The sequence below is a fragment of the Ruegeria sp. AD5 genome (assembly GCF_056542345.1).
The window spans coordinates 203,819-226,286 of sequence record NZ_JBQFZR010000003.1 but is presented as its reverse complement, the minus strand read 5'-3'; the positions used below and the strand labels follow the sequence as shown (position 1 = coordinate 226,286).

Sequence of the window (22,468 nt, the reverse complement as noted above, 5' to 3'; positions counted from 1 at the left end):
ATATCCTGAAACCGAGACCCCGGACCCGCTGGGTGCGGCCGTTGGTTCCGTTCGGGGTGCGCCTGTCGGGTCGCAAGCTGCAAGTACGGCGAGGCAGAGGATCAGGCCGACAGGTCTCATGCATTTTCTCTTTGTCATTCAGGACGTGTCAGATGCAGATGGGTGTGCGATCAGTAAATTGCAATTTTGGAGTTCAGAGCCCCAGATAAACGCCCAGCCCACCGCGTCTGAGACCAACGCCAACACCGCCATAGGTGCCGCTGCTGCCTACGCCGACGCTTGCGCTCATGGTGGGCTGTATGGGTTCGCCATCGGCACCACACCCGGCCAAGGCCGCTGCGACCGCAATCAATAGCACCACCCGTCGTATATGCATTACACCAGCGCCTTCCATCGCTTGATCTGGGTCCGCACCTGATCCGGTGCGGTGCCGCCATAGGATTGGCGAGAGTTTACCGAATTTTCGACGGTAAGAACAGAATAGACGTCATCGGTGATGTCCGCGTGGACCGATTGCATTTCCTCCAGCGTCAGATCCGGCAGGTCGCAGCCCTTGCTTTCAGCCATGGCCACCAGCGATCCAGTGACATGGTGCGCGTCGCGGAAGGGCAGTCCCAGCACGCGGACCAACCAGTCGGCCAGGTCGGTCGCAGTTGAAAAGCCAGACCCGGCAGCGGCAGCCAGGCTTTCGCGATTGGCGGTCATGTCCTTGACCATGCCTTCCATCGCGGCAAGTGCCAGCATCCAGTTATCTGCCGCATCAAATACCTGTTCTTTGTCTTCCTGCATGTCCTTGGAATAGGTCAGCGGCAGCCCCTTCATCACCATCATCAGGCCAGTATTCGCACCAAATATGCGGCCAACCTTGGCACGGATGAGCTCAGCTGCATCGGGGTTCTTCTTTTGCGGCATGATTGATGAACCAGTCGAGAAGCGATCAGACAGTGATACAAACCGGAATTGGGCCGAGGACCAGATTACCAGTTCCTCGGCAAAGCGCGACAAGTGCATGGCGCAAATCGAGGCGGTCGACAGGAACTCCAATGCGAAGTCGCGGTCGCTGACAGCGTCCAGTGAATTGGCTGCGGGGCGGTCGAAGCCCAGCGCCTCAGCTGTCATCTGGCGGTCGATTGGGAAAGAGGTCCCCGCCAACGCGGCTGCGCCCAAGGGGGATTCGTTCATCCGGGCACGGGCGTCGCGCACGCGGGACAGATCGCGGCCAAACATCTCGACATAGGCCATCATGTGGTGACCCCAGGTTACCGGCTGCGCGGTTTGCAGGTGGGTGAAACCGGGCATGACCCAGTCTGCCCCGGCCTCGGCCTGCGCCAAAAGCGCGCGGATCAGGGCCAGAAGACCGGATTCTGCGGCATCTAGCTGGTCGCGAACCCAGAGTTTGAAATCGGTCGCCACCTGGTCGTTTCGCGACCGGCCCGTGTGCAGACGGCCTGCGGGTTCTCCGATCACCTCTTTCAGTCGCGCCTCGACATTCATGTGAATGTCTTCCAGCGCAGTCGAGAACTGAAATTCTCCGTTCTGAATTTCTGACAAAACGGTGAGCAGGCCTTCCCGAATGGCGTGCGCATCACTATCAGTAATAACGCCTGTGGCAGCCAGCATGGCGGCATGGGCGCGCGAGCCTGCGATGTCCTGGGCTGCCATCCGCTGATCGAACCCGATCGAGGCATTTATCGCCTCCATGATCGCGTCTGGACCAGCGGCAAAGCGGCCGCCCCACATCTGGTTCGAAGATTGATCGGTCATGAAAGAAAACCCGGAGTTGATATGCGCCTGTTACGTCTGATCCCCCTTTATATGGCCCTAGCGCTGGGTGCAAACGCCGCTTTGGCAACAGATGCGGCAACGCTTGGCCCATTGCGTGAGGGCAGCCTGAAGCGGCTGATCCTGCATAGTGAGCCCAAGCCGGTCAAAGTGGTCGATTTTGAACTAGAAGATGATGGCGGCACCGGATCGCTGGCCGACTACAAAGGCAAGTATGTGCTACTGAACTTCTGGGCCACATGGTGTGCGCCGTGCCGCAAAGAAATGCCTCAGATCGCTGAACTGCAACAGGAGTTTGGCGGTGACAAATTCGAGGTTCTGACCCTGGCGACCGGTCGCAACACACCTGCCGGGATCAAGAAGTTCTTTGACGAAAACGGCATCGACAACTTGCCGCGTCATCAGGATCCGAAACAGGCGGTTGCACGCGAAATGGGAGTGATTGGCCTGCCGATCACTGTGATCATCGACCCCGATGGCAATGAGATCGCACGCCTGATCGGTGATGCAGAATGGAACTCGGACAGTGCCAAGGCGATAATTTCAGCGCTTGTCGAAGGCAATAGCTGAGGTCCCGCGCGCTCTTGCAGAAAATCTGTGTTAGAATGAGACCGGCCCCAACGGGCCGGTTTTCGTTTGCGGCCGGAAGATAGGGAGACTCCGATGAAACCGGTAGTTCTGTTGATTGGGCGGTTGCCGAATGTAATCGGCAACGTGGCACAACAACTGGATCACCTGCCGATTCAGTGGCTGGGCGCGCATGATCAGGATGAGGTGCGGCGGCAGCTGGACGCGGAACCGCGCATCGCCTGTGCGATCATGGGCGCGGGTCTTGATGACAAGATACGCGGAGAAATGGTTGGCATCATCGCCGCGCGAAGGCCCGATATCTGCATCCATCTCAAAGATCGGGCCTCTGGCCCTGACGGGTTAATGCCGTTTGTCGCGCGCATCGTCCAGCATGAGATTCTGGAAAGCCTGGAAAGCGGCTGACGCCACGCCACCTTTGACAGACAAATCGCCCGCTTGCAGGTTATCTGCAGGAGGATGGAATGCCGCTGGAAATACTATTGATCCTCGTCGTCGGCGGCATTGCCGGGGTCGCATTGCTGCTGCATCTGACGGGCAAGTCACGCTTGCAAGCGCTGACGCCCGAGACAGCGCACGAACAGTGGCTGCGTCACTTTCCAGATGATTCCATCATTGACGTAACCGTTGCCCATGATGGTCACGCCGCCCTTATCCGAACCGAAACCGGAGCCGGTCTGCTGTGGTCCTTTGGTGCCGATACCGTGGCCCGCCATTTACGGGATTTCGATTGGCTGGATCATCCCGAAGGCTTTGAAGTCCTGTTCCACGATTTCAGCACTCCTCGGGTCATCGTCCACCTTGATGAGACCGAACGCCAGCACTGGCAAAATCTGATGGATCCCGCATGACCGATCACGTGAGCTTTCCCGACGCGGTGCAATGGGCCGTGCCCTTCTTCATCGCGGCCATTCTGGCCGAATTCCTTTGGATCGCGATCAAAGGCCGGGGCGGTAGGTACGAAACCCGCGATGCCTTGACCTCGCTGATCATGGGGGCAGGCAATATCGCCTCGGGCTTTTTGCTGGGCTTCATCGCATATGCGTTTTTCATGTGGCTGTGGCAGATAACACCGCTCAACCTAGGGACCTCGATCCCGGTCATCATCTTGTGCTTTGTACTGGACGATCTGCGGTATTACTGGGTGCACCGCTTTGGGCACCGCATTCGCTGGGTCTGGGCCAGTCATGTGAACCACCACAGCTCACAGCATTACAACCTGACAACGGCGCTGCGGCAGACCTGGACCTATACATTCACCTTCATGATGGTGGTACGTGCGCCGCTGATCCTGCTGGGCTTTCACCCGGCGATGGTGCTGTTCGTCGGAGGTCTGAACCTGATCTACCAATTCTGGATCCATACCGAAGCGATCGGCAAAATGCCGCGCTGGTTCGAAGCCGTCATGAATACGCCCAGTCACCACCGCGCCCATCATGGGCGAAATGCGCGATATCTTGATTGCAACTATGCGGGTGTCTTTATCATCTGGGACAAGATGTTCGGCACATTTGTCCCCGAGCAAGAAGATGACAAGGTCGACTATGGGCTTGTCCACAATATCGGCACGTTCAATCCGCTGCGCGTGGCGTTTCATGAATGGGTTGGAATCTGGCGGGACGCCACCCAACCGGGCCTGTCCTTGCGCCAACGTCTGGCTTATTGTTTTGCCCCTCCGGGCTATAGCCACGATGGAAGCCGCGACAATTCCCAACAGATCAAGGCCAAGCACCTTGTCCGCCATCCGCAAGATCATGGCACACCGGGATTCGAGCAGTTCGGCACCAAATCACCTGCTTCCACAGCCAAGCGGGCCTAGGTCTCAAAAAGACCTTTTCTTTGCTTGAAATTTGGCACAAGCGCTCCATATCCCCTGAGATGTTTTAAGAGTGCATTTCCGGAGGTCCGCATGTCAAAGCTGATGAGAATTTCTACGATCACAGGTTTGCTGGGCCTCGTCATCACAATGACAGCCGCACTCAACGGAGCAATGCCCGCGCTATTGGGGCTGGGATTTGTCATGGCCGCGCTGGGACTTTTAGGAGCGCTTATCGGTGCAGCTGCTTCGCTGCGTCATGCATGGCAATCAACACACTGATCTTCCGCCCCACCACCTGCGATAAAATTTTGAGCGTTAACCCCGGTTTTACCTGTCTTCCCTGAAACTGGCCCCGGCCAAAATCATCGGGATCAGGGGAACGGTACGTCATGGGAAACAGGAAACGCGCAGACCTGCCCGAGGGATCGGACGACCCTTTGAGCGCCGCCGTCACTTCACGGGATCGATCGGTGGTACAGATGGCGACCGAAGCCGTGAAGCATAGACAATGCAGGCTGGCGTTCCAGCCCGTCGTTCAAGCACATCCTCCTCAGGGAATCGCGTTCTACGAAGGGTTCATCCGTGTATTGGATGAAACCGGCCGCGTCATCCCCGCGCGCGAGTTCATGCCACAGGTTGAGAACACGCCAATTGGCCGGGACCTTGATTGCGTCGCGCTTGAAATGGGACTGCGCACTCTGATCCGCAACCCTGGCATCCGCCTGTCGATCAACATGTCCGCGCGGTCCATCGGTTATTCCAACTGGTCGAGTGTGCTGGATAGGTTTCTGAAAAAAGACGCAAGCTTGGGCGAAAGGTTGATTCTGGAAATCTCAGAATCTTCGGCGATGCAGGTGCCCGAACTGGTGGTAGATTTCATGGATCGCCAACAAGCCCGTGGTATCGCCTTTGCGCTGGATGATTTTGGGGCCAGTAACTTTGGCTTTCGCCACTTTCGTGACTTTCTGTTCGATGCCGCCAAGATCGATGGGCAGTTTATCAGGGGCATCAGCAGCAATCCCGACAATCAATCGCTGGTGCGCGCACTGATTGCAGTTGCGCGGGAATTCGAAATTCTTGTCACTGCCGAATCGGTCGAAAGTGGCGAAGATGCTCATTTCCTGATCGCAAACGGTGTCGATTGTCTGCAGGGCTTTCTATATGGAGCGCCTTCAGTCACTCCGCCCTGGAGCCCGGAAAAAGCTGCAAAAACGGGCAGTTGATAGCAGCTGGTCGCGCGGAACACCGCCAAGGCTCACTCTGAGACAAGCTGTCCGTTGCTGCAGATGCAGCATTGCGCTATTGCAGAAGATGCTTGAGCGGGGGATCACGAGGCGCTCTTGCACCCGGAGAAGACTTCTCCTCAAACCGCGCCGTCAGATTTCCCACAGGACCATGACGGTAAAGGATTGACTTTATGACCAACGTAGTAATCGCATCCGCCGCACGTACGGGCGTCGGTAGCTTTAGCGGTTCGTTTGCGAACACCCCCGCACATGATTTGGGCGCTGCCGTCCTTGAAGCAGTTGTCGAACGTGCCGGGATCGACAAGGGCGAAGTAAGCGAAACCATCATGGGCCAGGTCCTGACTGCCGCCCAAGGTCAGAACCCAGCGCGCCAGGCGCATATAAATGCGGGCCTACCGCAGGAAAGCGCGGCTTGGGGCATCAACCAGGTCTGCGGTTCGGGTCTGCGTGCTGTTGCTCTGGGTGCACAGCATATCCAATTGGGCGATGCCGACATCGTTGCCGCTGGTGGACAAGAAAACATGACCCTGTCGCCCCATGCCGCCGCCCTGCGCGCGGGTCATAAGATGGGTGACATGAAATACATCGACACGATGATCCGCGATGGTCTGTGGGATGCCTTCAACGGCTATCACATGGGTCAAACGGCTGAGAACGTCGCCGAGAAATGGCAGATCAGCCGCGATATGCAGGATGAGTTCGCTGTCGCCTCGCAAAACAAAGCCGAAGCGGCCCAGAACGCTGGCAAGTTCGCCGATGAAATCGTGCCCTTCACCATCAAGACCCGCAAGGGCGATATCGTGATGGACAAGGACGAATACATCCGCCATGGCGCGACAATCGAAGCCATGGGCAAACTGCGCCCCGCCTTCGCCAAGGACGGTTCTGTCACGGCCGCAAACGCTTCGGGCCTGAATGACGGTGCCGCAGCCACCCTGCTGATGTCGGCTGAGAATGCCGAAAAGCGTGGGATTGAGCCCTTGGCCCGAATTGCATCCTACGCGACCGCCGGACTTGACCCGTCGATCATGGGCGTTGGCCCGATCTACGCTTCGCGCAAGGCTCTGGAGAAAGCTGGATGGTCGGTCGATGATCTGGATCTGGTCGAAGCAAACGAAGCCTTCGCAGCGCAAGCCTGCGCTGTAAACAAAGACATGGGTTGGGATCCGTCGATCGTAAACGTCAATGGTGGTGCAATTGCCATCGGACACCCAATCGGCGCGTCCGGCTGCCGGGTTCTGAACACCCTGCTGTTCGAAATGAAGCGCCGGGATGCCAAGAAGGGCCTTGCGACCCTCTGCATCGGCGGCGGCATGGGTGTCGCCCTGTGTGTGGAGCGTGACTAAGTGCGCTGAAAACTAATTACAAAAGGGCGTCTACTGGGCGCCCTTTTTTGTTACAATCGGATCATACCCCTTAGATGCGACAATATCGTCGGACAGAAAGACAAGATCGATCACGAAACGATATTGCGCATCCTTAACTCTCAGAGTAACAGAATTACCAAGACGACTAAATTTGGAGGAGTCCTAAATGGCACGTACAGCACTCGTAACCGGCGGTTCCCGCGGCATCGGCGCAGCAATTTCCAAGGCGCTGAAGGCCGAAGGATACAATGTTGCCGCCACTTATGCAGGCAATGACGAAGCCGCCGCAAAGTTCACCGACGAAACCGGTATCAAAACCTATAAATGGAATGTTGCGGATTACGACGAATCCAAAGCGGGTATCGAAAAAGTCGAGGCCGAGGTCGGCCCGATCGACATCGTGGTCGCCAACGCAGGCATCACCCGCGACGCACCGTTCCACAAGATGACACCTGAACAGTGGCATCAGGTCATCGACACCAATCTGACTGGTGTTTTCAACACCGTGCATCCGGTATGGCCGGGTATGCGCGAGCGTAAATTTGGTCGTATCATCGTGATCAGCTCGATCAACGGTCAGAAAGGCCAGTTTGCGCAGGTCAACTATGCCGCAACCAAAGCGGGCGATCTGGGCATCGTGAAGTCTCTGGCGCAGGAAGGTGCGCGGGCCGGTATCACGGCCAACGCGATCTGCCCCGGTTATATCGCGACCGAAATGGTCATGGCGGTGCCGGAAAAAGTACGCGAATCGATCATCGGCCAAATCCCGGCTGGTCGTCTGGGTGAACCGGAAGAAATCGCGCGTTGCGTGGCCTTCCTGGCGTCGGACGATTCGCAGTTCATCAACGGCTCGACCATTTCCGCAAACGGAGCACAGTTCTTCGTCTAAACCGGCGACCTGAGAATGAAAACGGGCCGGTCCATCAAGGACCGGCCCTTCTTTTATCCCGTAAGATCACGCGCGCTGCGATCAGCGGGAACCGAATAGCCAGGACCAGAATCCTACAACCGCCTTGCCGCGCTCTTCATGCGCGCGGTGAATGGCGTTCTGAATGGCTGGGTTTGTTGTCATCTCGATCATGCTGAACCCTTCTCAATCAAGTTGGATTTGTCTTGCCATCAACATGGCCTTTGATTTTAAATTGCACAAACGAGAGTTTTCGATCCTTCAGTTCAGAAAAACTTAACTGTCATGACCGACCGCCTGCCTCCGCTGACTGCTTTGCGCGCCTTCGATGCCGCCGCACGACATATGTCGTTTGCCAAGGCGGCGGAGGAGCTGAACGTGACCCCGGCTGCCCTGTCCTTTCAAATCAAGTCGTTAGAAGAGCATCTGGGCCACCCCGTGTTTCGCCGGCTCAATCGCGCCGTCGAACTGACCGAAGCCGGGCGCACATTGGCACCCGGAACCGCAGATGGCTTTGCCGCCCTGCAAGCCGCGTGGCAAGCGACGCGGAGGCTGCAGGATGAAACCAGCCTAACGGTTACCGCTGGCCCTGCCCTGACGGCGAAATGGCTAGCTCCGCGTCTGTACGAATTTGCCCGGGCAAACCCCGGCATTGATCTGAAATTCTCGGCCACTCTGCGCAACATGGACCTTGAACGGGATGACGTGGACGTGGCGATCCGCTTTGGCTACGGGCCGGATGAGGGGCTCTATTCGGTTCCCGTCCGCAAGGAGTGGCTGACACCGGTTATGACCCCGGAGCTGGCCGAACAAATCCCCACGCCTGCGTCGTTGCGCGACGCCCCCCTGATCCATGACGATTCGATCAGTTTCCTCAAGCCGCGTTGCGACTGGCCCGCGTGGTTCCGTGCGGTTGGATTGGATTTCACTCCGACCCATGGGGCGCATTTTTCGAACGCCGATCACGCCATCGACGCTGCCGTGGCCGGGGTGGGCGTGGTTCTGGGGCGGCGCGCCATGATCCTGAAAGACCTGACCGAAGGGCGACTGGTCGCGCCGTTCAAAGTGGCACTGGAGACCGCCGGGCGATTTCGTTTCCTCTGCCTGCAAGGGGCAGAGAAGCGACCGCAGATCGCAGCGTTCCGCGACTGGTTCATTTCCGAGATTGAAAAGACCGCGCATATATCGGATGAGTTTGAAATCATCCCTGTTGAGAAGGTAGCTGGTGAATGAGCAGAATGGGCGCGACCGCGATTGGTTTTGTCGCCGTTTTGCTGTGGTCTCTGCTGGCGCTGTTCACTGTGGGTTCGGCCCCGACGCCGCCTTTGTTGTTGAACGCGATCTGTTTTACCATCGGCGGTACGCTGGGTCTGATTTGGACATTCGCCAGCGGCGGGCTGGGTCAACTGCGCCGGGTCGCGTGGACGACATACCTGCTTGGATCAATTGGCCTTTTTGGCTACCACGCGCTGTACTTTTCAGCCCTTCGCATGGCCCCTGCAGCCGAGGCCGGGCTTATCGCTTATCTCTGGCCTTTGCTGATCGTTCTTCTGTCAGGTCTGCTGCCCGGAGAACATCTGAAACCTGGTCACCTTATCGGAGCCTGCCTTGGCTTTGCCGGAGCCGCTGTCATCATCACCGGTGGTGGCAGCGCAGGGTTTCAGGTCCAGCATCTACCCGGCTACGGGCTGGCCTTGCTGTGCGCGCTTACATGGTCCAGCTACTCGGTTCTATCGCGACGGCTGGGTGATGTGCCGACAAGTTCGGTCGCGGTGTTCTGCATTTTGACGGCCATCGCCTCATGGGCCTTGCATTTCACAGTGGAAGAAACGACCTGGCCGCAAGGCACATTTAGCTGGGCCTCGACCTTTGCACTTGGCCTGGGACCGGTTGGGCTGGCGTTCTATGTCTGGGATATCGGCGTCAAGCGCGGGGACATTCAAATACTGGGCACCGCCTCATACGCGGCACCTTTGCTATCGACGCTTGTGTTGGTTCTGGCCGGGATCGCCGCCCCGTCCTGGGGTCTGGCGATCGCGGCTTTGTTTGTCACCGGTGGCGCTGCCATCGCGGCCCGCGCCAGCCTGAAGGCCTAGAACCTTAGGTCGACAGGCGTTCGATCTCTTCTTTTAGCTTCAGCTTTTGCTTCTTCAGCTGTGCGATATGGAGATCGTCAATACCAGGTGAGCGTTGCGCTTCTTCCACTTCAAGACCGAGAATTTCGTGTTTTTTCTTCAACTCCGTCAGATGTGCGCTCACGCTCATGGCGGTCCTCCTTCTCTGGTTTGTAAGTGTCACGTAAGAAGTTGATCACATCATTTCCAGCCTGTCACGCTGCAGACGCACGAATTCTATAATAAATCCGACAAATTCGGCTGGTCATTGCCGATCAGGCAAAGTGCCCGGTCAAATCCGCCCCATCGCGCAACACCGCCGAAACCACAGGAGTATAGCTTTCACCGTCTTCTACGTGCTGTTCACCGAGGTGCAGAATCAGCGGTGCGTGTAGCCGAAAGGCGGCGCGCCCGCCCTTTCTGGCACGCAAAATCACCAGCTCGGACGCGCGATCCGCACGGGGGGCCAGAGGTAGCACCTGAATCGAGCCCAAGCGGCCCGCGCACCCCGCAAGCATATCGGGCAGCCGGTCTGCCCTCTGGATCATGTGAAGATAACCGCGCGGCGCCAGACGTCGGGCGGCGACATTGATCCAGTCCTCAAGCGGCGTGTCTTCACCCAGTGCGATCTGCCGTCCCGCATCGGTGGCAGGGCTGTGCGCGCCTGCCCGGTAGTAGGGCGGATTGGCGATCACATGATCGAACTGTTCTTGTCGCAGATCATTCGGTAGTGCGTTCAAATCCGCCTCAACCACGGTGATCGCTGCGTTTTGTTCCGAATTGCGGCGGGCCAGATCTGCATAGCCAGCCTGCAGTTCAACCCCAGTTGCCTTCAGGTGCGGCACTCGCGCCATTAGGCACTGAATAGCAGCCCCTGCCCCGCAGCCCAATTCCAGCACCGACTGGCCAGCTTGTGCCGGCACCGATGCCGCCAGTAAGACCGGATCGACCCCTGCACGATATCCTGAGCGCGGCTGCCACAGACGCACACGCCCGCCCAGAAAATCATTGCAGGTCAGATCACTGTCGGAAAAGCTGCTCATCGCCCTAGCGGGATCTCGTTATCGCGCATGACCCGTTCGGCGCGGGTCAGATCATCTGCCCGCACCATCAGGCGACGGGGAAAGATTCCGATGCCGCCTTCTAGGATGCTCATATTTACGTCCATCTGAAAGCAGTCTATATCCTCGCCCTCAAGGAGAGCCGTTGCAAAGGCTAGGATTGTCGGATCGGTGCTGCGCAATAGTTCTTTCATGGGGATGGATGTAAGGGCAAGGTGACAGGGATGTCGAGCCTTGTATCAGGAGAGTGATGAACGTCAGCACGATCTCGAAACCGCATGAGCGTCTGGCAGAGATGCTTGCGGGCGAAATGGCAGCAGTAAATACGCTGATTCGGACGCGTATGGCGTCGGAACATGCCCCGCGCATTCCCGAAGTGACCGCGCACCTGGTCGAGGCGGGCGGCAAGCGTCTGCGCCCGATGCTGACCCTGGCGGCGGCGCAGCTGTTCGGCTATTCAGGCGACCATCACGTCAAGCTGGCTGCAACGGTCGAGTTCATTCATACCGCAACCCTGCTGCATGACGATGTCGTCGATGAAAGCGGGCAGCGGCGCGGGCGACCCACGGCAAACCTGCTATGGGACAATAAATCCAGTGTTCTGGTTGGCGATTACCTGTTTTCCCGCAGCTTCCAGTTGATGGTCGAAACCGGTTCGTTGCGGGTTCTGGATATCCTTGCAAATGCGTCGGCCACAATCGCCGAAGGCGAGGTGCTGCAGATGACAGCGGCCACCGATCTGGGCACGGATGAAAGTGTCTACCTGCAGGTTGTGCGCGGCAAGACAGCGGCACTGTTTTCTGCTGCAACCGAAGTGGGTGGTGTGATCGCAGGCGCGACTGAGGCTCAGGTCAAGGCGCTGTATGACTATGGTGACGCGCTTGGAATCGCGTTCCAGATCGCAGATGATCTTTTGGATTATCAGGGCGATAGTGCGGCCACAGGCAAAAACGTTGGCGACGACTTCCGTGAACGTAAATTGACCCTGCCAGTGATCAAAGCCGTGGCTCAGGCAACTTCCGAGGAACACGCGTTTTGGGAACGGACGATCGGTCGCGGGCGGCAGGAAGAGGGCGATCTGGATCACGCTTTGTCACTGATGGCCAAATACAGCACGCTGGACGCAACCCGCACGGATGCGTTTGGTTGGGCGGCCAAGGCCAAGGCTGCGCTGGCGCCTCTTCCGGATCACGAAATCCGCACCCTGTTAGGCGATCTGGCCGATTACGTCGTATCGCGCCTTAACTGAGCGTCGTTGCGCGGCACCACCAGCCGGGTTTGGCCGCGCCGATCTCATAGGCGGCAAAATGGGCTGCTTTGAGCGTTGGATAAAGTGCGAAACAGGTTGAGCCTGAACCCGACATACGAACCATCAACGCGTCTCGGGTGTCTTCCAACGCCGCTATGACCTCCGCAATGCCCGGCGCTACAGATATTGCAGGTGCCTCTAAATCATTCCGCTGAACCTGCAACCACGTGGCGCAGTCTTCCAGTGTTTTGAATGCAGGGATCTCAGCAGGCATCGGTGCGTTGTCTCTGCTGTGCAAAGCGGAAAACACCGGGCCGGTGGAAACTTCAATACCCGGATTGACCAAAAGCGCCGGGAGGGGCGGCAACGCCATCGGCTCAATCTGTTCACCAATCCCGCGCATACGCGCTGCCGCGGCGTGTACGCATACCGGGACATCCGCGCCGAGCGACAGCGACACGCTATCGGGCCACTCTCCCCCCTTCGTCACGGTGCGCAAAACCGCCGCAGCATCCGAGGAGCCGCCCCCGACACCGCCACCGTGCGGCAGTTGTTTGTTCAGATGAATGCGACCGCTCCAGCCTGCGGCCTCGGCGGCCTGCCAGACCAGATTACGATCATCGGTCGGTACGCCATCCGAAAACTCACCCGTGACCGACAGAGACAGCTCGGGGCCGGAACTGAGGCTCAACTGATCCCCAACATCGGCAAAGGCAACCAACGAATCAAGCAGATGATAGCCATCCGCGCGTTGGCCGGTCACATGCAGGGTCAGGTTGATCTTGGCGGGGGCAAATGCCTCAGCCTTCATTGGCGACCTTCAGGGGTTCGGCGCCTTCCTCGGCCAGAACCGCATCCAATCCGACTTCAATCTTGCGGCGAATGCGTTCAGGATCGGCTTCGCCGTCGGTATCTTCAGGATCAATGAAAGACAGGGCTCGTTTCCACTGGAACTCGGCTTCACGCCCGCGACCTACGGCCCAGTAAACATCGCCCAGATGATCATTTACCACCGGATCGACCGGCATCAGTTCAACGGCGCGCTCCATGTGGTCGACTGCTTCGTCGTACCGGCCCAGGCGGAACAACACCCAGCCCAAGCTGTCAACGATATAGCCGCTGTCAGGGCGCGCTGCGACGGCGCGTTCGATCATATTCAACGCTTCGTCCAATTTCTCGCGCCGCTCGACCAGCGAATACCCGAGATAGTTCAGCACCTGTGGTTGGTCCGGGTTCAACTCAAGCGCGCGGCGGAAATCGGCCTCGGCCTCGTCCCAGTTCTTCAGACGTTCATGCGATATCCCCCGGGCATAATGCAGGAACCAGTTTCCACCTGCACCCTCTTCCGTCAGGCCAATCGCCTTGTCGTAAGAGGTGACCGCTGCCGCGTAATCCTCTTGCTGGCGCCGCAGGTCGGCCAAAGCTACATGCACACCGGGCAAATCAGGGCTTTGAGCGGCAAGGTTTTGCAGGACCTCGGCGGCAGCTTCTTTTCTGTCAGAGCGACTTAGGACCTCGGCGCGCCCCAGCTCGGCGGCATGATAATCGCTGCTGTCCGGAGGCACCTGCCGATAGACATCAACCGCCAGATCATATTGTTCCAGCCCATCCAACAACTCAGCGCTTAGCAAAAGCGCATCAATATGGTCAGGCCGCAGAAAGGCCGCGACGCGGGCATATAGCAGAACATAATCCTGCGCGGCCTCGGCACTCAGCGCAGCGCCAACGGTGAAGAAAACCTCGGCCATGCCATCCTGTGCAGAACGGACATGGGTAAAGGGCAGCGTTTCGCCATCAGACAGCCGGGTGACGTAACCTTCGATGGTCGGATCACTGCCGGCGGCAAAGACGTTATCCAGAAATTCCAGCGCATCGTCGTTGCGATCCAGCTGCGACAGCACTTCGGCACGCGCCAGCGCAGCCCGGCGTGAAAAACGGGCGACCAGGCCATCATCTGCGGCAAGGATCGCCTCGGCCCCCTCAAAGTCTCCGACTGACGCCAACGCCATGGCCTTGTGATAAAGTGCAAATTCTTTCAGACCTTCCTGCGTGGTAACAACGTCAAATTGTTCCATCGCTTTGGTCATGGCGCCTTGCCCCATATGAGCCCAAGCAATCATCAGGCCATCAACCAGCGGTCCAACCCCTTGCGTTTCAGGATCGCGAGCCAGAAATTCATCCAGCTTGCCATCTGCCACCAGATTGGCGGCGATCACCATCCGAGCGGCCTGGCTGGGCAGTTCATTTTCCTCGATAACTTCGGCGACGGTCAGGGCCCGCTCAATCTCACCCAAGGCGAGCCGGGCGACGACCACGTTTTCCAGCAGTTTCGGATTTTGGGGATCAGCGCGAAGCGCCTGCGCATAGTAACGCTCGGCAGCGGGATAGTCGCTCTCATAAATCGCCTGACGCCCGGCCAGATACGACCCCGATCCGGTATCCGATACCGCAGGAAACGCGATTGAAGAACTGAGGATCACGGCCAGAGCCGCGCGTCGAACCAGGGAAACCACTGATAATCTGCCTTGCTGTCGTTGACTGACCGACAAGCTAGGGCTTTGCTGGGCGAGAGGCAATGGCAGAGCCTTCACGACCCTGCCAACGCCCGTGTTCTTGCCTACATATTGGGGTAGTTCGGCCCGTCGCCGCCCTGCGGTGTAGTCCAGGTGATGTTCTGGCTGGGATCCTTGATGTCACAGGTCTTGCAGTGAACACAGTTCTGGAAGTTGATCACGAATCGCGGCCCGTCTTCATCCTCGACCATCTCATAGACGCCTGCGGGGCAGTAACGCTGTGCCGGCTCGTCGAATTTGGGCAGGTTGACCTTAACCGGGATGTCCGGGTCGGCCAGTTTCAGATGGCAAGGCTGGCTTTCCTCGTGATTGGTGGCCGCAAACGATACGTTCGTCAGGCGGTCAAAGGACAGTGTGCCATCGGGTTTCGGGTAGTCGATGGGTTGATGCTTGCTGGCATCTTCGGTCGATTCCGCGTCGTTCTTGCCGTGGCCCAGCGTGCCCAACAGCGAGAAGCCCAGCGTATTGGTCCACATGTCCATACCGCCCAGTACCAGGCTGGCGGTCAGGCCGTATTTCGACCAAAGAGGTTTGACGTTGCGCACCTTCTTCAGATCCGAGCCGATTGCACCATCGCGAACGTTGGCCTCATAAGCGGTCAGCTCATCACCCGAACGCTCGGCCTTGATGGCATCATAGGCGGCCTCGGCCGCGGCCTTGCCTGACAGCATCGCGTTGTGGTTGCCCTTGATGCGCGGCACGTTGACCATGCCCGCCGAGCAACCCAACAGCGCAACACCCGGTGCGACCAGTTTCGGCATCGACTGGTAGCCACCCTCGGTGATCGCGCGGGCACCATAAGCCACACGCTTGCCGCCCTTAAGCAGGTCAGCCACCATCGGGTGATGCTTGAAGCGCTGGAATTCCATGTAGGGGTACAGGTGCGGGTTCTTGTAGTTAAGGTGGACCACAAAACCGACATAGACCTGATTGTTTTCAAGGTGATAGATGAACGACCCGCCACCCGCGTTGCTGCCCAGCGGCCAACCCATGGTGTGCGTGACCGAGCCTTCTTTGTGCTTGGCCGGGTCGATCTCCCAGATCTCTTTCATGCCGACGCCGTATTTCTGCGGCTCTTTACCGGCAGACAGGTCGTATTTGGCGATGACTTCCTTGGACAGTGAGCCGCGCACGCCTTCCGACAGGAAGACATATTTGCCATGCAGTTCCATGCCCGGCTCGGTGTTGGGGCCGTAGGATCCGTCTGGCTCCAGACCAAATACACCGGCTACAACGCCTTTGACTTCACCGTTCTCACCGTAGACCAGCTCGGAACAGGCCATGCCGGGGAAGATTTCGACGCCTAGTTCTTCGGCCTGCTCTGCCATCCAGCGGCAGACATTGCCCATCGAAACGATGTAGTTGCCGTGGTTGTTCATCAGCGGCGGCATCGGGAAATTGGGGATGCGGATCTTGCCAGCCTCGCCCAGCATGTAGAAATTGTCTTCATGCACAGGCACGTTCAGCGGGGCACCCTTTTCCTTCCAATCGGGGATCAGAGCATCCAGACCACAAGGGTCCAGCACCGCACCCGACAGGATATGCGCACCCACTTCCGAACCCTTCTCTAGAACCACGACGTTCAGGTCGGCATCCAGCTGTTTCAGACGGATGGCCGCAGACAGGCCCGCAGGGCCAGCACCCACGATCACCACGTCATATTCCATCGCTTCGCGTTCAATCTCGGCCATCGCGGGCTCCTTAGCTAACTTTCCGAATTGGCGCTTTCTTCATGCGGTCGGCGCAATATTGTTTCACGGCTGATTACATGGTCATAAAGACTTTGGTCAATCGAAACACGGCGTAACAACGCCGCTATTCGACACTTCAGGCTTCGGGTGCGTCCCCCATAAGGTATCTGGGACCGCTACCATGGGATTTGGCCCTGTCATCGGGGTTGTAAAGCTTGCATTTCGGCAGGCTGAGGCAGCCGCAACCAATACATCCATCCAGATTGTCGCGCAGTCGCATCAGCGTATCGATTCGCTGATCCAGATGCGTGCGCAGCCGTTCGCTGATACTCTTCCAGTCCTGAGGCGTCGGTGTGCGGTTTCCTGGCAAGCCCGACAATACCTCGCGGATCTCGGGCAAAGTTAGACCGAATTGCTGCGCGATCATCACAAAGCTTAGCCGTCGGATATCGGCGCGCTGATAACGCCGCTGCCCACCCGCGTTACGCCATGGAGATATCAAACCTTGCGCCTCGTAGTATCGGATCGCCGACACTGCCAACCCAGTGCGCCGGGCCAATGCTCCAATCGCCAGACCTTCCGAAACAACCATTACATCCTCCCAAAGAAATCTCTTGACCTAAAGTTAGGTTTAGAAATTACAGTGAGTCGGGACAAGCCTCAAATTGGAAGGAGAATCCCATGATGGCGACGCTGGAACATACTAATTTCACGGTCCGCGACCCAAAGGCATCTGCGGCGTGGATGCAGAAAGTCTTTGACTGGAAAACACGCTGGGAAGGCCCTGCTATTGCCGGTGGCTATACGGTGCATGTGGGCAGCCCTCATACCTATCTGGCACTCTACGCCCCCGGCGATCCCAAGCCATCAGGCGAATGCAGCTATGATTACGTGGGCGGCTTGAACCATGTAGGTGTGCTGGTCGAGGATATCGACGCCACCGAGGAAAAGGTCCGCAAAGCGGGATTTGAACCGCACAACCACGCAGACTATGAGCCAGGCAAGCGGTTCTATTTCGAAGATGACAATGGCATCGAATTCGAAGTGGTTCAGTATGATTGAGATGCTGTGGCTTGGGCACGAAGCCAGCCGTTGGCGAAGTGGAGAATTGTTGGGACAGCGCCACAGGCGCACCCGCCCCCCGGAACGGCGGCGCTAAGTTGCGAGTTTACTAACAACGCACACCGCCCCTCTTGCAATTCACGCCTCATTTGGGTCAGGTAAATGCCAACCCATCCTTCGCCCCGACGCTATTGTGCGGCGGGGCGTAACAATTTCTGCGTGGACGACAAGACAATGGAAAAGATCCCCATGACGCCTTCGGGCAATGCCGCGCTCGAGGCAGAGCTGAAGAATCTGAAATCCGTCGAGCGCCCGGCGATCATCGAGGCGATTGCCTCAGCCCGCGAACTGGGCGACCTGAAAGAAAACGCCGAATACCACTCGGCGCGCGAAAAGCAGGGCTTTATCGAAGGCCGCATCAAAGAGCTTGAAGGCATCCTGTCGCTGGCAGATGTCATTGATCCGGCCAAACTGTCAGGGGCCATCAAGTTCGGCGCGAAGGTCACGTTGGTGGATGAAGATACCGACGAAGAAAAGACCTGGCAGATCGTGGGTGAGTATGAGGCCAATATCGAAGCGGGCCTTCTGAACATCAAATCCCCCATCGCCCGCGCCCTGATTGGCAAAGAAGAAGGCGACAGTGTCGAGGTCCGCACCCCCGGAGGCGTGCGCTCTTATGAAGTTCTGAGTATCGAATACGCCTGACCGGAGCGTTTGTCATGTCAGGGTCTGAACCCGAGCAAGAACCCGAGAAACCCACCTCGCTGGGTATCTACGACCGTCCGGCGCACCGTTCGGTCACCGAGATCGAGATTGCAGCAGTTGTTCTCAGCCTGATCTGGCTGGTGGTGTCGGTCGTGTTTCTGGTACTGCCCGGCGGGCAACAAGGAGGGTTCATCGTCACCTTCCTGGCGGTGTTCATGCCGGTCGCAATGATCTGGGTCGCAGCCCTCGCGATGCGCGCCAGCCGCGTGATGCGCGAAGAAAGCGCCCGCCTGCAGACAGCCATCGATGCGATCCGCAACAGCTATGTCGTACAGCAACAACGCGCGGCCAGCACGTATGAGCCGACGGTCGGCAAGAAACTGGATGAAATCGCCGAAAGCGCAAAAAAGACCGAGAGCGCGCTGGCGACATTCTCGACCAATCGCGGTGAACCCGGGCGCACCCAAAGGCCCGCGCCGGACATGGCCAATCAGACTTCGTTGGAACTTGGCACCTCAGCGGAAGAAATGGCGCCCCCGTTGCCCACCGACATCTTTATCCGCGCCCTGAACTTCCCCGAGACGCAAAGCGATGCCGAGGGATTTAACGCGCTGCGGTTTGCATTGAAAGATCGCAAGACCTCGAAACTTGTGCAGGCCTCACAAGATGTTCTGACCCTTCTCAGCCAGGAAGGCATCTATATGGATGACCTGCGCCCCGATATGGCGCGACCCGAAGTCTGGCGGCAATTTGCCCAAGGCGCGCGCGGGCGGTCGGTGGCTGCCTTGGGTGGCATTCGGGACCGTTCGTCACTGGCGCTGACTGCGGCGCGGATGAAACAGGATCCGATCTTTCGCGATGCCGCACACCATTTCCTGCGCCGCTTTGACCATATGATCGTCGAGTTCGAACCTAATGCCAGCGATGCCGAGCTTACAGCCCTGAGCGAAACCCGCACAGCGCGTGCCTTCATGCTGGTGGGGCGTGTCGCAGGGACGTTCGATTAAAGCCCAAAATTCCCGTAGGGTATGAACCTCACCAGATCGCCGGGCTTGATATCGCGGGCACCGTCCTCGATTTCGACCAAGCCTTCGGCCCAGCTCAGCCCGCTGATCCGGCCAGATCCTTCCGAATGGAACACCTCGGCCCGTCCTTCACGGATTCGTGCCCGCAGATATTCGCGACGCCCCGGTTTCTTGCGCTTTTCGAAAGCGGCGGGCACGTCGAAGCCTTGCGGCTCTTGCCAGCCTGCACCGGCCAGCAGGTTTAGTGCCGGGCAGGCAAAGATCAACGTGCAAACCAGTGCTGCCACCGGATTGCCCGGCAAGCCAAACACCGGCGTCTGACCCCACATGCCCAGCGCCAATGGTCGCCCGGGTTTTAATGCGATGCGCCATTCCTGCATCGCCCCGGCCTCTCGCAACAATGCCGAGACGTGATCTTCATCGCCGGCGGAGGCGCCGCCACTGGTCAGGATTACATCCACTTGCTGAACCGCGCGATCCAAATGCTGTTTCAGCGCCGCGCGATCATCCTCGGCGCGCCCAAGATCAACCGCTTTGAATCCAATCCGCTCGGCCAGCGACAGCAGCATCGGACGATTGGCATCATAAATCTGCCCCAGTCCGGCGCTGTCACCCGGCTCGACCAACTCATCCCCGGTCGATAGCACTCCGACGCGCAAAACCTTGCGGACGGAAACCTCAGCCAGACCAACCGCCGACAAAAGCGCCAGATCCGTTGGTGTTAAACGCCGCCCAACTGGCAAGGTCAGCGCGCCTTCAACCACGTCTTCGCCTGCCTTTCGCGTGTTCGCGCCCTGTTTCAACGGACCTCGGAATGCAATGTGCCCATGATCAAAGGTCACATCCTCTTCCAATATGACCGTATTAACACCCTTTGGCAGTGCAGCTCCGGTAAGAATGCGTATCGCATGGCCCTCTGGGATCTCACCGTCAAAGGGTACACCCGCAGCCGCCCGGCCCTCTACCAAAGGCATGACACAGGGTCCGTCCGGCACCGGACCGGCAAATCCGTACCCATCGACAGCGGTGTTGGGCTGAGGCGGGTTTGATCGTTTGGCCGACACGTCCACCGCCAGAACTCGGCCCGCCGCCCGCATCACGGGCACGTTTTCAACCCCAGCTACCACCGACAATCTGTCTCGCAAAAGCGCCAGAGCCTCATCAACGGGTGTCCAGTTCACCCCTGCAGGCAAGGCGAAACAATCATTGCGCAAGGGCGGAGGTGAGATATCCGGCGTGCTCATAATCCGACCTCTTCCAGGATGAAATCTGCAATGGCCGCCGTATCATCCAGATCAAACACCGGGCAATCCAATTCCAAAGGCGTATCACTTGCAACCGCGCGAACCGTCTCATCCTCCGTGGCGATCAGCGGATTTCCGGGTTCAGAGCGAAACGCTTCGATCTTGGGATGACGCTCGCGCTTGAAGCCTTCGATCAACACCAGATCGACCGGAGACAAACGCGACAGCAAGGTGTCCAGCTTCGGCTCGGGCGCACCGCGCAACTCCTGCATCAGTGCGATCCGCTGGCCGGATGCCAACAGCACTTCGGACGCACCCGCCGCGCGATGCCGCTGGCTGTCGGTACCCGGCTGGTCGACGTCGACGGAATGATGCGCATGTTTAACGGTGGAAACGGTATACCCACGTCCGGTGATTTCAGCCACCAGCCGTTCCACTAGGCCGGTTTTGCCCGCGTTTTTCCAACCGGTGACGCCGTAGACCCTCATACCTGCTCCAACAAGGTTTCAGCGCGGGCCAGATCATCGGGAGTGTTGACGTTGAAGAACGGATCAAACGGCAGGGCCGAAAACAGCGCCTCTCGCCCATCATGCTGGTCAGTCCACAGGACAACCTTGCGCAATCCAGCGTTCAACGCCTCCCTCAGATCATCGCGCAATGCCACCGGCCAGAGCCCAAAGGTCGGGTGCCGATTGACCCGCTTGCCGCCGCCGGATTTCAAAGCCTCGTCACCCGTGCGCGGGGTGGTTGCCAGAACAAGGGGGTATTTCTGACCTTCGGATGCGTGCACCAGTTGCGCCACAAGATCATGCGGAAAGAACGGAGTATCCGCCGCAACCGTCACGATAGATTGAGCGCCCTGTTCAGCGGCCCAATCAAGCCCGGCCAAAACGCCGGCCAGCGGTCCTGCAAAGCCCTCGATCGAGTCCGAAACAACCGGCAAGTTCAAGCGGGCAAACCGTTCGGCATCGCCGTTGGCGTTCAAAGCCAGCCCGCCGACCTGAGGGCGCAGCCTGTCTATCACCCGATCCAGCAGGCTCTGCCCGCCGATCTGCAACAGCCCTTTATCACCGCCCCCCATCCGCGTAGCGAGGCCACCTGCCAGAATAACCCCCAGCGGTTTTTGCGACTGTTCAGCCATCGGCACTTTTCCTGCGATGTTTTTTGTCCTCAATCGCCACGCTCGACGGATCAACATCGCGCACCAATCGGTCTTCGCCCGACAAACACACGAACCGCTGCCCGCGCATCCGGCCGATCAGAGTCAAACCGACCTCGCGCGCGATCTCGACACCCCAGGCGGTGAATCCCGATCGCGAAGCAAGAACAGGGATGCCCATCATCGCCGTTTTGATCACCATTTCCGAGGTCAAACGACCGGTCGTATAGAGGATCTTGTCAGACGCAGTCGCACCCTCGGAGAGCATCCAGCCTGCGATCTTGTCGACCGCGTTATGGCGGCCCACGTCTTCCATATAGACCAACGGGTGGCTTTCATGACAAAGCACCGTGCCATGGATGGCACCCGCCTCAAGGTACAGAGACGGGGTGCGGTTGATCTTGGATGCCAACTCATACAGCCACGAGGTGCGCACCGAGACCTGTGGCAGGCGCACGTCCTCTAGCCCCTCCATCATGTCTCCGAACACAGTGCCTACTGCGCAACCGCTGGTGCGGGTCTTCTTCTTCAGCTTGTCCTCGTATGAGGTCTCACGCGCTGTACGCACGACCACGGTTTCCAGATCGTCGTCATAGTCGACCCGAGTAATTTCATCATCTGCAAGCAGCATCCCCTGATTACGCAGAAACCCGAGCGCAAGGTATTCAGGATAGTCGCCGATGGTCATTGCCGTCACGATTTCCTGTGAGTTGAGGAAAATGGTCAGCGGGCGTTCCTCGACCACTGAGATCTGACTTATCTCACCATTCTGGTCCACACCCTCGACACCGCGCGTCAGGCGGGCAGCCCCCGGATCGGGCGCAATGAGGTAGTCTGACAGGTCGATCTCCGTGGCCAATTGCAACCCCTTCCCA

Annotated in this window: 27 protein-coding genes; 14 read left to right on the top strand and 13 right to left on the bottom strand. The window is 58.4% G+C overall.

Annotation, left to right across the window (positions count from 1 at the left end):
* Positions 1–193: 193 nt before the first annotated feature.
* Both ACR0JG_RS17505 and argH read right to left on the bottom strand, forming a co-directional pair.
* Positions 194–376: an argininosuccinate lyase gene (locus ACR0JG_RS17505; protein ID WP_480571486.1), complete on the bottom strand. Its 183-nt coding sequence runs from the start codon at positions 374–376 to the stop codon at positions 194–196.
* Positions 376–1,764 carry an argininosuccinate lyase gene (gene argH, locus ACR0JG_RS17500; protein ID WP_480571483.1) on the bottom strand — a complete coding sequence of 463 codons (1,389 nt, stop codon included), beginning with the start codon at positions 1,762–1,764 and terminating at the stop codon, positions 376–378. The genes ACR0JG_RS17505 and argH overlap by 1 nt, the downstream gene beginning before the upstream one ends.
* A gap of 21 nt (positions 1,765–1,785) precedes the next feature.
* Here argH and ACR0JG_RS17495 point away from each other — a divergent pair, with 21 nt between their 5' ends.
* The 10 genes from ACR0JG_RS17495 to yddG all read left to right on the top strand — a co-directional run bounded on the left by ACR0JG_RS17495 (position 1,786) and on the right by yddG (position 9,806).
* The gene (locus ACR0JG_RS17495; protein ID WP_170395758.1) at positions 1,786–2,352 is read left to right on the top strand and encodes a TlpA disulfide reductase family protein; all 567 of its coding nucleotides are present in this window, start codon (positions 1,786–1,788) and stop codon (positions 2,350–2,352) included.
* A gap of 93 nt (positions 2,353–2,445) precedes the next feature.
* The gene (locus ACR0JG_RS17490; RefSeq protein WP_170395756.1) at positions 2,446–2,775 is read left to right on the top strand and encodes a hypothetical protein; all 330 of its coding nucleotides are present in this window, start codon (positions 2,446–2,448) and stop codon (positions 2,773–2,775) included.
* A 59-nt stretch (positions 2,776–2,834) separates the two neighbouring features.
* Entirely contained in the window at positions 2,835–3,221 is a 387-nt protein-coding gene (locus tag ACR0JG_RS17485) for a hypothetical protein (protein ID WP_480571480.1), read from the top strand.
* Complete coding sequence (locus ACR0JG_RS17480) at positions 3,218–4,189, top strand: sterol desaturase family protein (protein ID WP_170566270.1); 972 nt, start codon at positions 3,218–3,220, stop codon at positions 4,187–4,189. Before ACR0JG_RS17485 ends, ACR0JG_RS17480 begins: the two co-directional genes overlap by 4 nt.
* Positions 4,190–4,279: 90 nt before the next feature.
* Positions 4,280–4,468 carry a hypothetical protein gene (locus ACR0JG_RS17475; RefSeq protein WP_170395750.1) on the top strand — a complete coding sequence of 63 codons (189 nt, stop codon included), beginning with the start codon at positions 4,280–4,282 and terminating at the stop codon, positions 4,466–4,468.
* A 110-nt stretch (positions 4,469–4,578) separates the two neighbouring features.
* Entirely contained in the window at positions 4,579–5,412 is an 834-nt protein-coding gene (locus ACR0JG_RS17470; protein ID WP_170636703.1) for an EAL domain-containing protein, read from the top strand.
* A 194-nt stretch (positions 5,413–5,606) separates the two neighbouring features.
* Positions 5,607–6,782, top strand: coding sequence for an acetyl-CoA C-acetyltransferase (locus ACR0JG_RS17465; protein WP_170395746.1), 1,176 nt, complete (start codon positions 5,607–5,609; stop codon positions 6,780–6,782).
* Between the two features lie 187 nt (positions 6,783–6,969).
* A complete protein-coding gene (phbB, locus tag ACR0JG_RS17460) occupies positions 6,970–7,692 on the top strand; it encodes an acetoacetyl-CoA reductase (RefSeq protein WP_170395744.1) in 723 nt (240 codons plus the stop codon).
* Between the two features lie 303 nt (positions 7,693–7,995).
* Complete coding sequence (locus tag ACR0JG_RS17455) at positions 7,996–8,943, top strand: transcriptional regulator GcvA (RefSeq protein WP_480571476.1); 948 nt, start codon at positions 7,996–7,998, stop codon at positions 8,941–8,943.
* Positions 8,940–9,806 carry an aromatic amino acid exporter YddG gene (yddG, locus tag ACR0JG_RS17450; RefSeq protein ID WP_480571473.1) on the top strand — a complete coding sequence of 289 codons (867 nt, stop codon included), beginning with the start codon at positions 8,940–8,942 and terminating at the stop codon, positions 9,804–9,806. The genes ACR0JG_RS17455 and yddG overlap by 4 nt, the downstream gene beginning before the upstream one ends.
* 4 nt (positions 9,807–9,810) lie before the next feature.
* On the opposite strand, the gene ACR0JG_RS17445 is transcribed toward yddG, so the two are convergent.
* The 3 genes from ACR0JG_RS17445 to ACR0JG_RS17435 form a co-directional block, all read right to left on the bottom strand.
* Positions 9,811–9,975, bottom strand: a complete 165-nt coding sequence (locus ACR0JG_RS17445; RefSeq protein WP_170395738.1) for a YdcH family protein — start codon at positions 9,973–9,975, stop codon at positions 9,811–9,813.
* 124 nt (positions 9,976–10,099) lie between these two features.
* Positions 10,100–10,867: a tRNA1(Val) (adenine(37)-N6)-methyltransferase gene (locus ACR0JG_RS17440; protein ID WP_480571470.1), complete on the bottom strand. Its 768-nt coding sequence runs from the start codon at positions 10,865–10,867 to the stop codon at positions 10,100–10,102.
* Positions 10,864–11,079, bottom strand: coding sequence for a putative signal transducing protein (locus tag ACR0JG_RS17435; RefSeq protein ID WP_008755664.1), 216 nt, complete (start codon positions 11,077–11,079; stop codon positions 10,864–10,866). The genes ACR0JG_RS17440 and ACR0JG_RS17435 overlap by 4 nt, the downstream gene beginning before the upstream one ends.
* A 56-nt stretch (positions 11,080–11,135) precedes the next feature.
* Between ACR0JG_RS17435 and ACR0JG_RS17430 the strand changes: the two genes are divergently transcribed.
* The gene (locus ACR0JG_RS17430) at positions 11,136–12,134 is read left to right on the top strand and encodes a polyprenyl synthetase family protein (RefSeq protein WP_480571467.1); all 999 of its coding nucleotides are present in this window, start codon (positions 11,136–11,138) and stop codon (positions 12,132–12,134) included.
* Here ACR0JG_RS17430 and ACR0JG_RS17425 read toward each other — a convergent pair.
* From ACR0JG_RS17425 to soxR, 4 genes are all read right to left on the bottom strand, one after another.
* Positions 12,127–12,945, bottom strand: a complete 819-nt coding sequence (locus ACR0JG_RS17425; protein WP_480571464.1) for a 4-(cytidine 5'-diphospho)-2-C-methyl-D-erythritol kinase — start codon at positions 12,943–12,945, stop codon at positions 12,127–12,129. The two genes, ACR0JG_RS17430 and ACR0JG_RS17425, sit on opposite strands and share 8 nt — an antisense overlap.
* The gene (locus ACR0JG_RS17420; protein WP_170395730.1) at positions 12,935–14,647 is read right to left on the bottom strand and encodes a tetratricopeptide repeat protein; all 1,713 of its coding nucleotides are present in this window, start codon (positions 14,645–14,647) and stop codon (positions 12,935–12,937) included. Before ACR0JG_RS17420 ends, ACR0JG_RS17425 begins: the two co-directional genes overlap by 11 nt.
* A gap of 104 nt (positions 14,648–14,751) precedes the next feature.
* Entirely contained in the window at positions 14,752–16,398 is a 1,647-nt protein-coding gene (locus ACR0JG_RS17415; protein WP_170513865.1) for an electron transfer flavoprotein-ubiquinone oxidoreductase, read from the bottom strand.
* 136 nt (positions 16,399–16,534) lie between these two features.
* A complete protein-coding gene (gene soxR, locus ACR0JG_RS17410) occupies positions 16,535–16,990 on the bottom strand; it encodes a redox-sensitive transcriptional activator SoxR (protein ID WP_170395726.1) in 456 nt (151 codons plus the stop codon).
* Positions 16,991–17,079: 89 nt separating this feature from the next.
* Here soxR and ACR0JG_RS17405 point away from each other — a divergent pair, with 89 nt between their 5' ends.
* From ACR0JG_RS17405 to ACR0JG_RS17395, 3 genes are all read left to right on the top strand, one after another.
* Complete coding sequence (locus ACR0JG_RS17405) at positions 17,080–17,460, top strand: VOC family protein (RefSeq protein ID WP_480571461.1); 381 nt, start codon at positions 17,080–17,082, stop codon at positions 17,458–17,460.
* 234 nt (positions 17,461–17,694) lie between these two features.
* Positions 17,695–18,165 carry a transcription elongation factor GreA gene (greA, locus tag ACR0JG_RS17400; RefSeq protein WP_170395722.1) on the top strand — a complete coding sequence of 157 codons (471 nt, stop codon included), beginning with the start codon at positions 17,695–17,697 and terminating at the stop codon, positions 18,163–18,165.
* Between the two features lie 14 nt (positions 18,166–18,179).
* A complete protein-coding gene (locus ACR0JG_RS17395; protein ID WP_480571458.1) occupies positions 18,180–19,172 on the top strand; it encodes a hypothetical protein in 993 nt (330 codons plus the stop codon).
* Here the strand turns inward: ACR0JG_RS17395 and ACR0JG_RS17390 are convergent.
* From ACR0JG_RS17390 to ACR0JG_RS17375, 4 genes are read right to left on the bottom strand one after another with little or no spacing between them, the layout of a single operon-like run.
* On the bottom strand, positions 19,169–20,434 hold the full coding sequence (locus tag ACR0JG_RS17390; protein ID WP_480571455.1) for a molybdenum cofactor synthesis domain-containing protein: 1,266 nt from the start codon (positions 20,432–20,434) through the stop codon (positions 19,169–19,171). The two genes, ACR0JG_RS17395 and ACR0JG_RS17390, sit on opposite strands and share 4 nt — an antisense overlap.
* On the bottom strand, positions 20,431–20,922 hold the full coding sequence (gene mobB, locus ACR0JG_RS17385; RefSeq protein ID WP_480571452.1) for a molybdopterin-guanine dinucleotide biosynthesis protein B: 492 nt from the start codon (positions 20,920–20,922) through the stop codon (positions 20,431–20,433). Before mobB ends, ACR0JG_RS17390 begins: the two co-directional genes overlap by 4 nt.
* Positions 20,919–21,575: a molybdenum cofactor guanylyltransferase MobA gene (gene mobA, locus ACR0JG_RS17380; RefSeq protein WP_170423674.1), complete on the bottom strand. Its 657-nt coding sequence runs from the start codon at positions 21,573–21,575 to the stop codon at positions 20,919–20,921. Before mobA ends, mobB begins: the two co-directional genes overlap by 4 nt.
* Positions 21,568–22,458, bottom strand: coding sequence for a formate dehydrogenase accessory sulfurtransferase FdhD (locus ACR0JG_RS17375; protein ID WP_170423927.1), 891 nt, complete (start codon positions 22,456–22,458; stop codon positions 21,568–21,570). Before ACR0JG_RS17375 ends, mobA begins: the two co-directional genes overlap by 8 nt.
* Positions 22,459–22,468 lie beyond the last annotated feature (10 nt).

Coding starts and splice junctions, on each gene's coding strand:
- ACR0JG_RS17505 (WP_480571486.1), bottom strand. CDS start 376: ATGCATATACGACGGGTGGTGCTATTGATTGCGGTCGCAGCGGCCTTG.
- argH (WP_480571483.1), bottom strand. CDS start 1,764: ATGACCGATCAATCTTCGAACCAGATGTGGGGCGGCCGCTTTGCCGCT.
- ACR0JG_RS17495 (WP_170395758.1), top strand. CDS start 1,786: ATGCGCCTGTTACGTCTGATCCCCCTTTATATGGCCCTAGCGCTGGGT.
- ACR0JG_RS17490 (WP_170395756.1), top strand. CDS start 2,446: ATGAAACCGGTAGTTCTGTTGATTGGGCGGTTGCCGAATGTAATCGGC.
- ACR0JG_RS17485 (WP_480571480.1), top strand. CDS start 2,835: ATGCCGCTGGAAATACTATTGATCCTCGTCGTCGGCGGCATTGCCGGG.
- ACR0JG_RS17480 (WP_170566270.1), top strand. CDS start 3,218: ATGACCGATCACGTGAGCTTTCCCGACGCGGTGCAATGGGCCGTGCCC.
- ACR0JG_RS17475 (WP_170395750.1), top strand. CDS start 4,280: ATGTCAAAGCTGATGAGAATTTCTACGATCACAGGTTTGCTGGGCCTC.
- ACR0JG_RS17470 (WP_170636703.1), top strand. CDS start 4,579: ATGGGAAACAGGAAACGCGCAGACCTGCCCGAGGGATCGGACGACCCT.
- ACR0JG_RS17465 (WP_170395746.1), top strand. CDS start 5,607: ATGACCAACGTAGTAATCGCATCCGCCGCACGTACGGGCGTCGGTAGC.
- phbB (WP_170395744.1), top strand. CDS start 6,970: ATGGCACGTACAGCACTCGTAACCGGCGGTTCCCGCGGCATCGGCGCA.
- ACR0JG_RS17455 (WP_480571476.1), top strand. CDS start 7,996: ATGACCGACCGCCTGCCTCCGCTGACTGCTTTGCGCGCCTTCGATGCC.
- yddG (WP_480571473.1), top strand. CDS start 8,940: ATGAGCAGAATGGGCGCGACCGCGATTGGTTTTGTCGCCGTTTTGCTG.
- ACR0JG_RS17445 (WP_170395738.1), bottom strand. CDS start 9,975: ATGAGCGTGAGCGCACATCTGACGGAGTTGAAGAAAAAACACGAAATT.
- ACR0JG_RS17440 (WP_480571470.1), bottom strand. CDS start 10,867: ATGAGCAGCTTTTCCGACAGTGATCTGACCTGCAATGATTTTCTGGGC.
- ACR0JG_RS17435 (WP_008755664.1), bottom strand. CDS start 11,079: ATGAAAGAACTATTGCGCAGCACCGATCCGACAATCCTAGCCTTTGCA.
- ACR0JG_RS17430 (WP_480571467.1), top strand. CDS start 11,136: ATGAACGTCAGCACGATCTCGAAACCGCATGAGCGTCTGGCAGAGATG.
- ACR0JG_RS17425 (WP_480571464.1), bottom strand. CDS start 12,945: ATGAAGGCTGAGGCATTTGCCCCCGCCAAGATCAACCTGACCCTGCAT.
- ACR0JG_RS17415 (WP_170513865.1), bottom strand. CDS start 16,398: ATGGCCGAGATTGAACGCGAAGCGATGGAATATGACGTGGTGATCGTG.
- soxR (WP_170395726.1), bottom strand. CDS start 16,990: ATGGTTGTTTCGGAAGGTCTGGCGATTGGAGCATTGGCCCGGCGCACT.
- ACR0JG_RS17405 (WP_480571461.1), top strand. CDS start 17,080: ATGATGGCGACGCTGGAACATACTAATTTCACGGTCCGCGACCCAAAG.
- greA (WP_170395722.1), top strand. CDS start 17,695: ATGGAAAAGATCCCCATGACGCCTTCGGGCAATGCCGCGCTCGAGGCA.
- ACR0JG_RS17395 (WP_480571458.1), top strand. CDS start 18,180: ATGTCAGGGTCTGAACCCGAGCAAGAACCCGAGAAACCCACCTCGCTG.
- ACR0JG_RS17390 (WP_480571455.1), bottom strand. CDS start 20,434: ATGAGCACGCCGGATATCTCACCTCCGCCCTTGCGCAATGATTGTTTC.
- mobB (WP_480571452.1), bottom strand. CDS start 20,922: ATGAGGGTCTACGGCGTCACCGGTTGGAAAAACGCGGGCAAAACCGGC.
- mobA (WP_170423674.1), bottom strand. CDS start 21,575: ATGGCTGAACAGTCGCAAAAACCGCTGGGGGTTATTCTGGCAGGTGGC.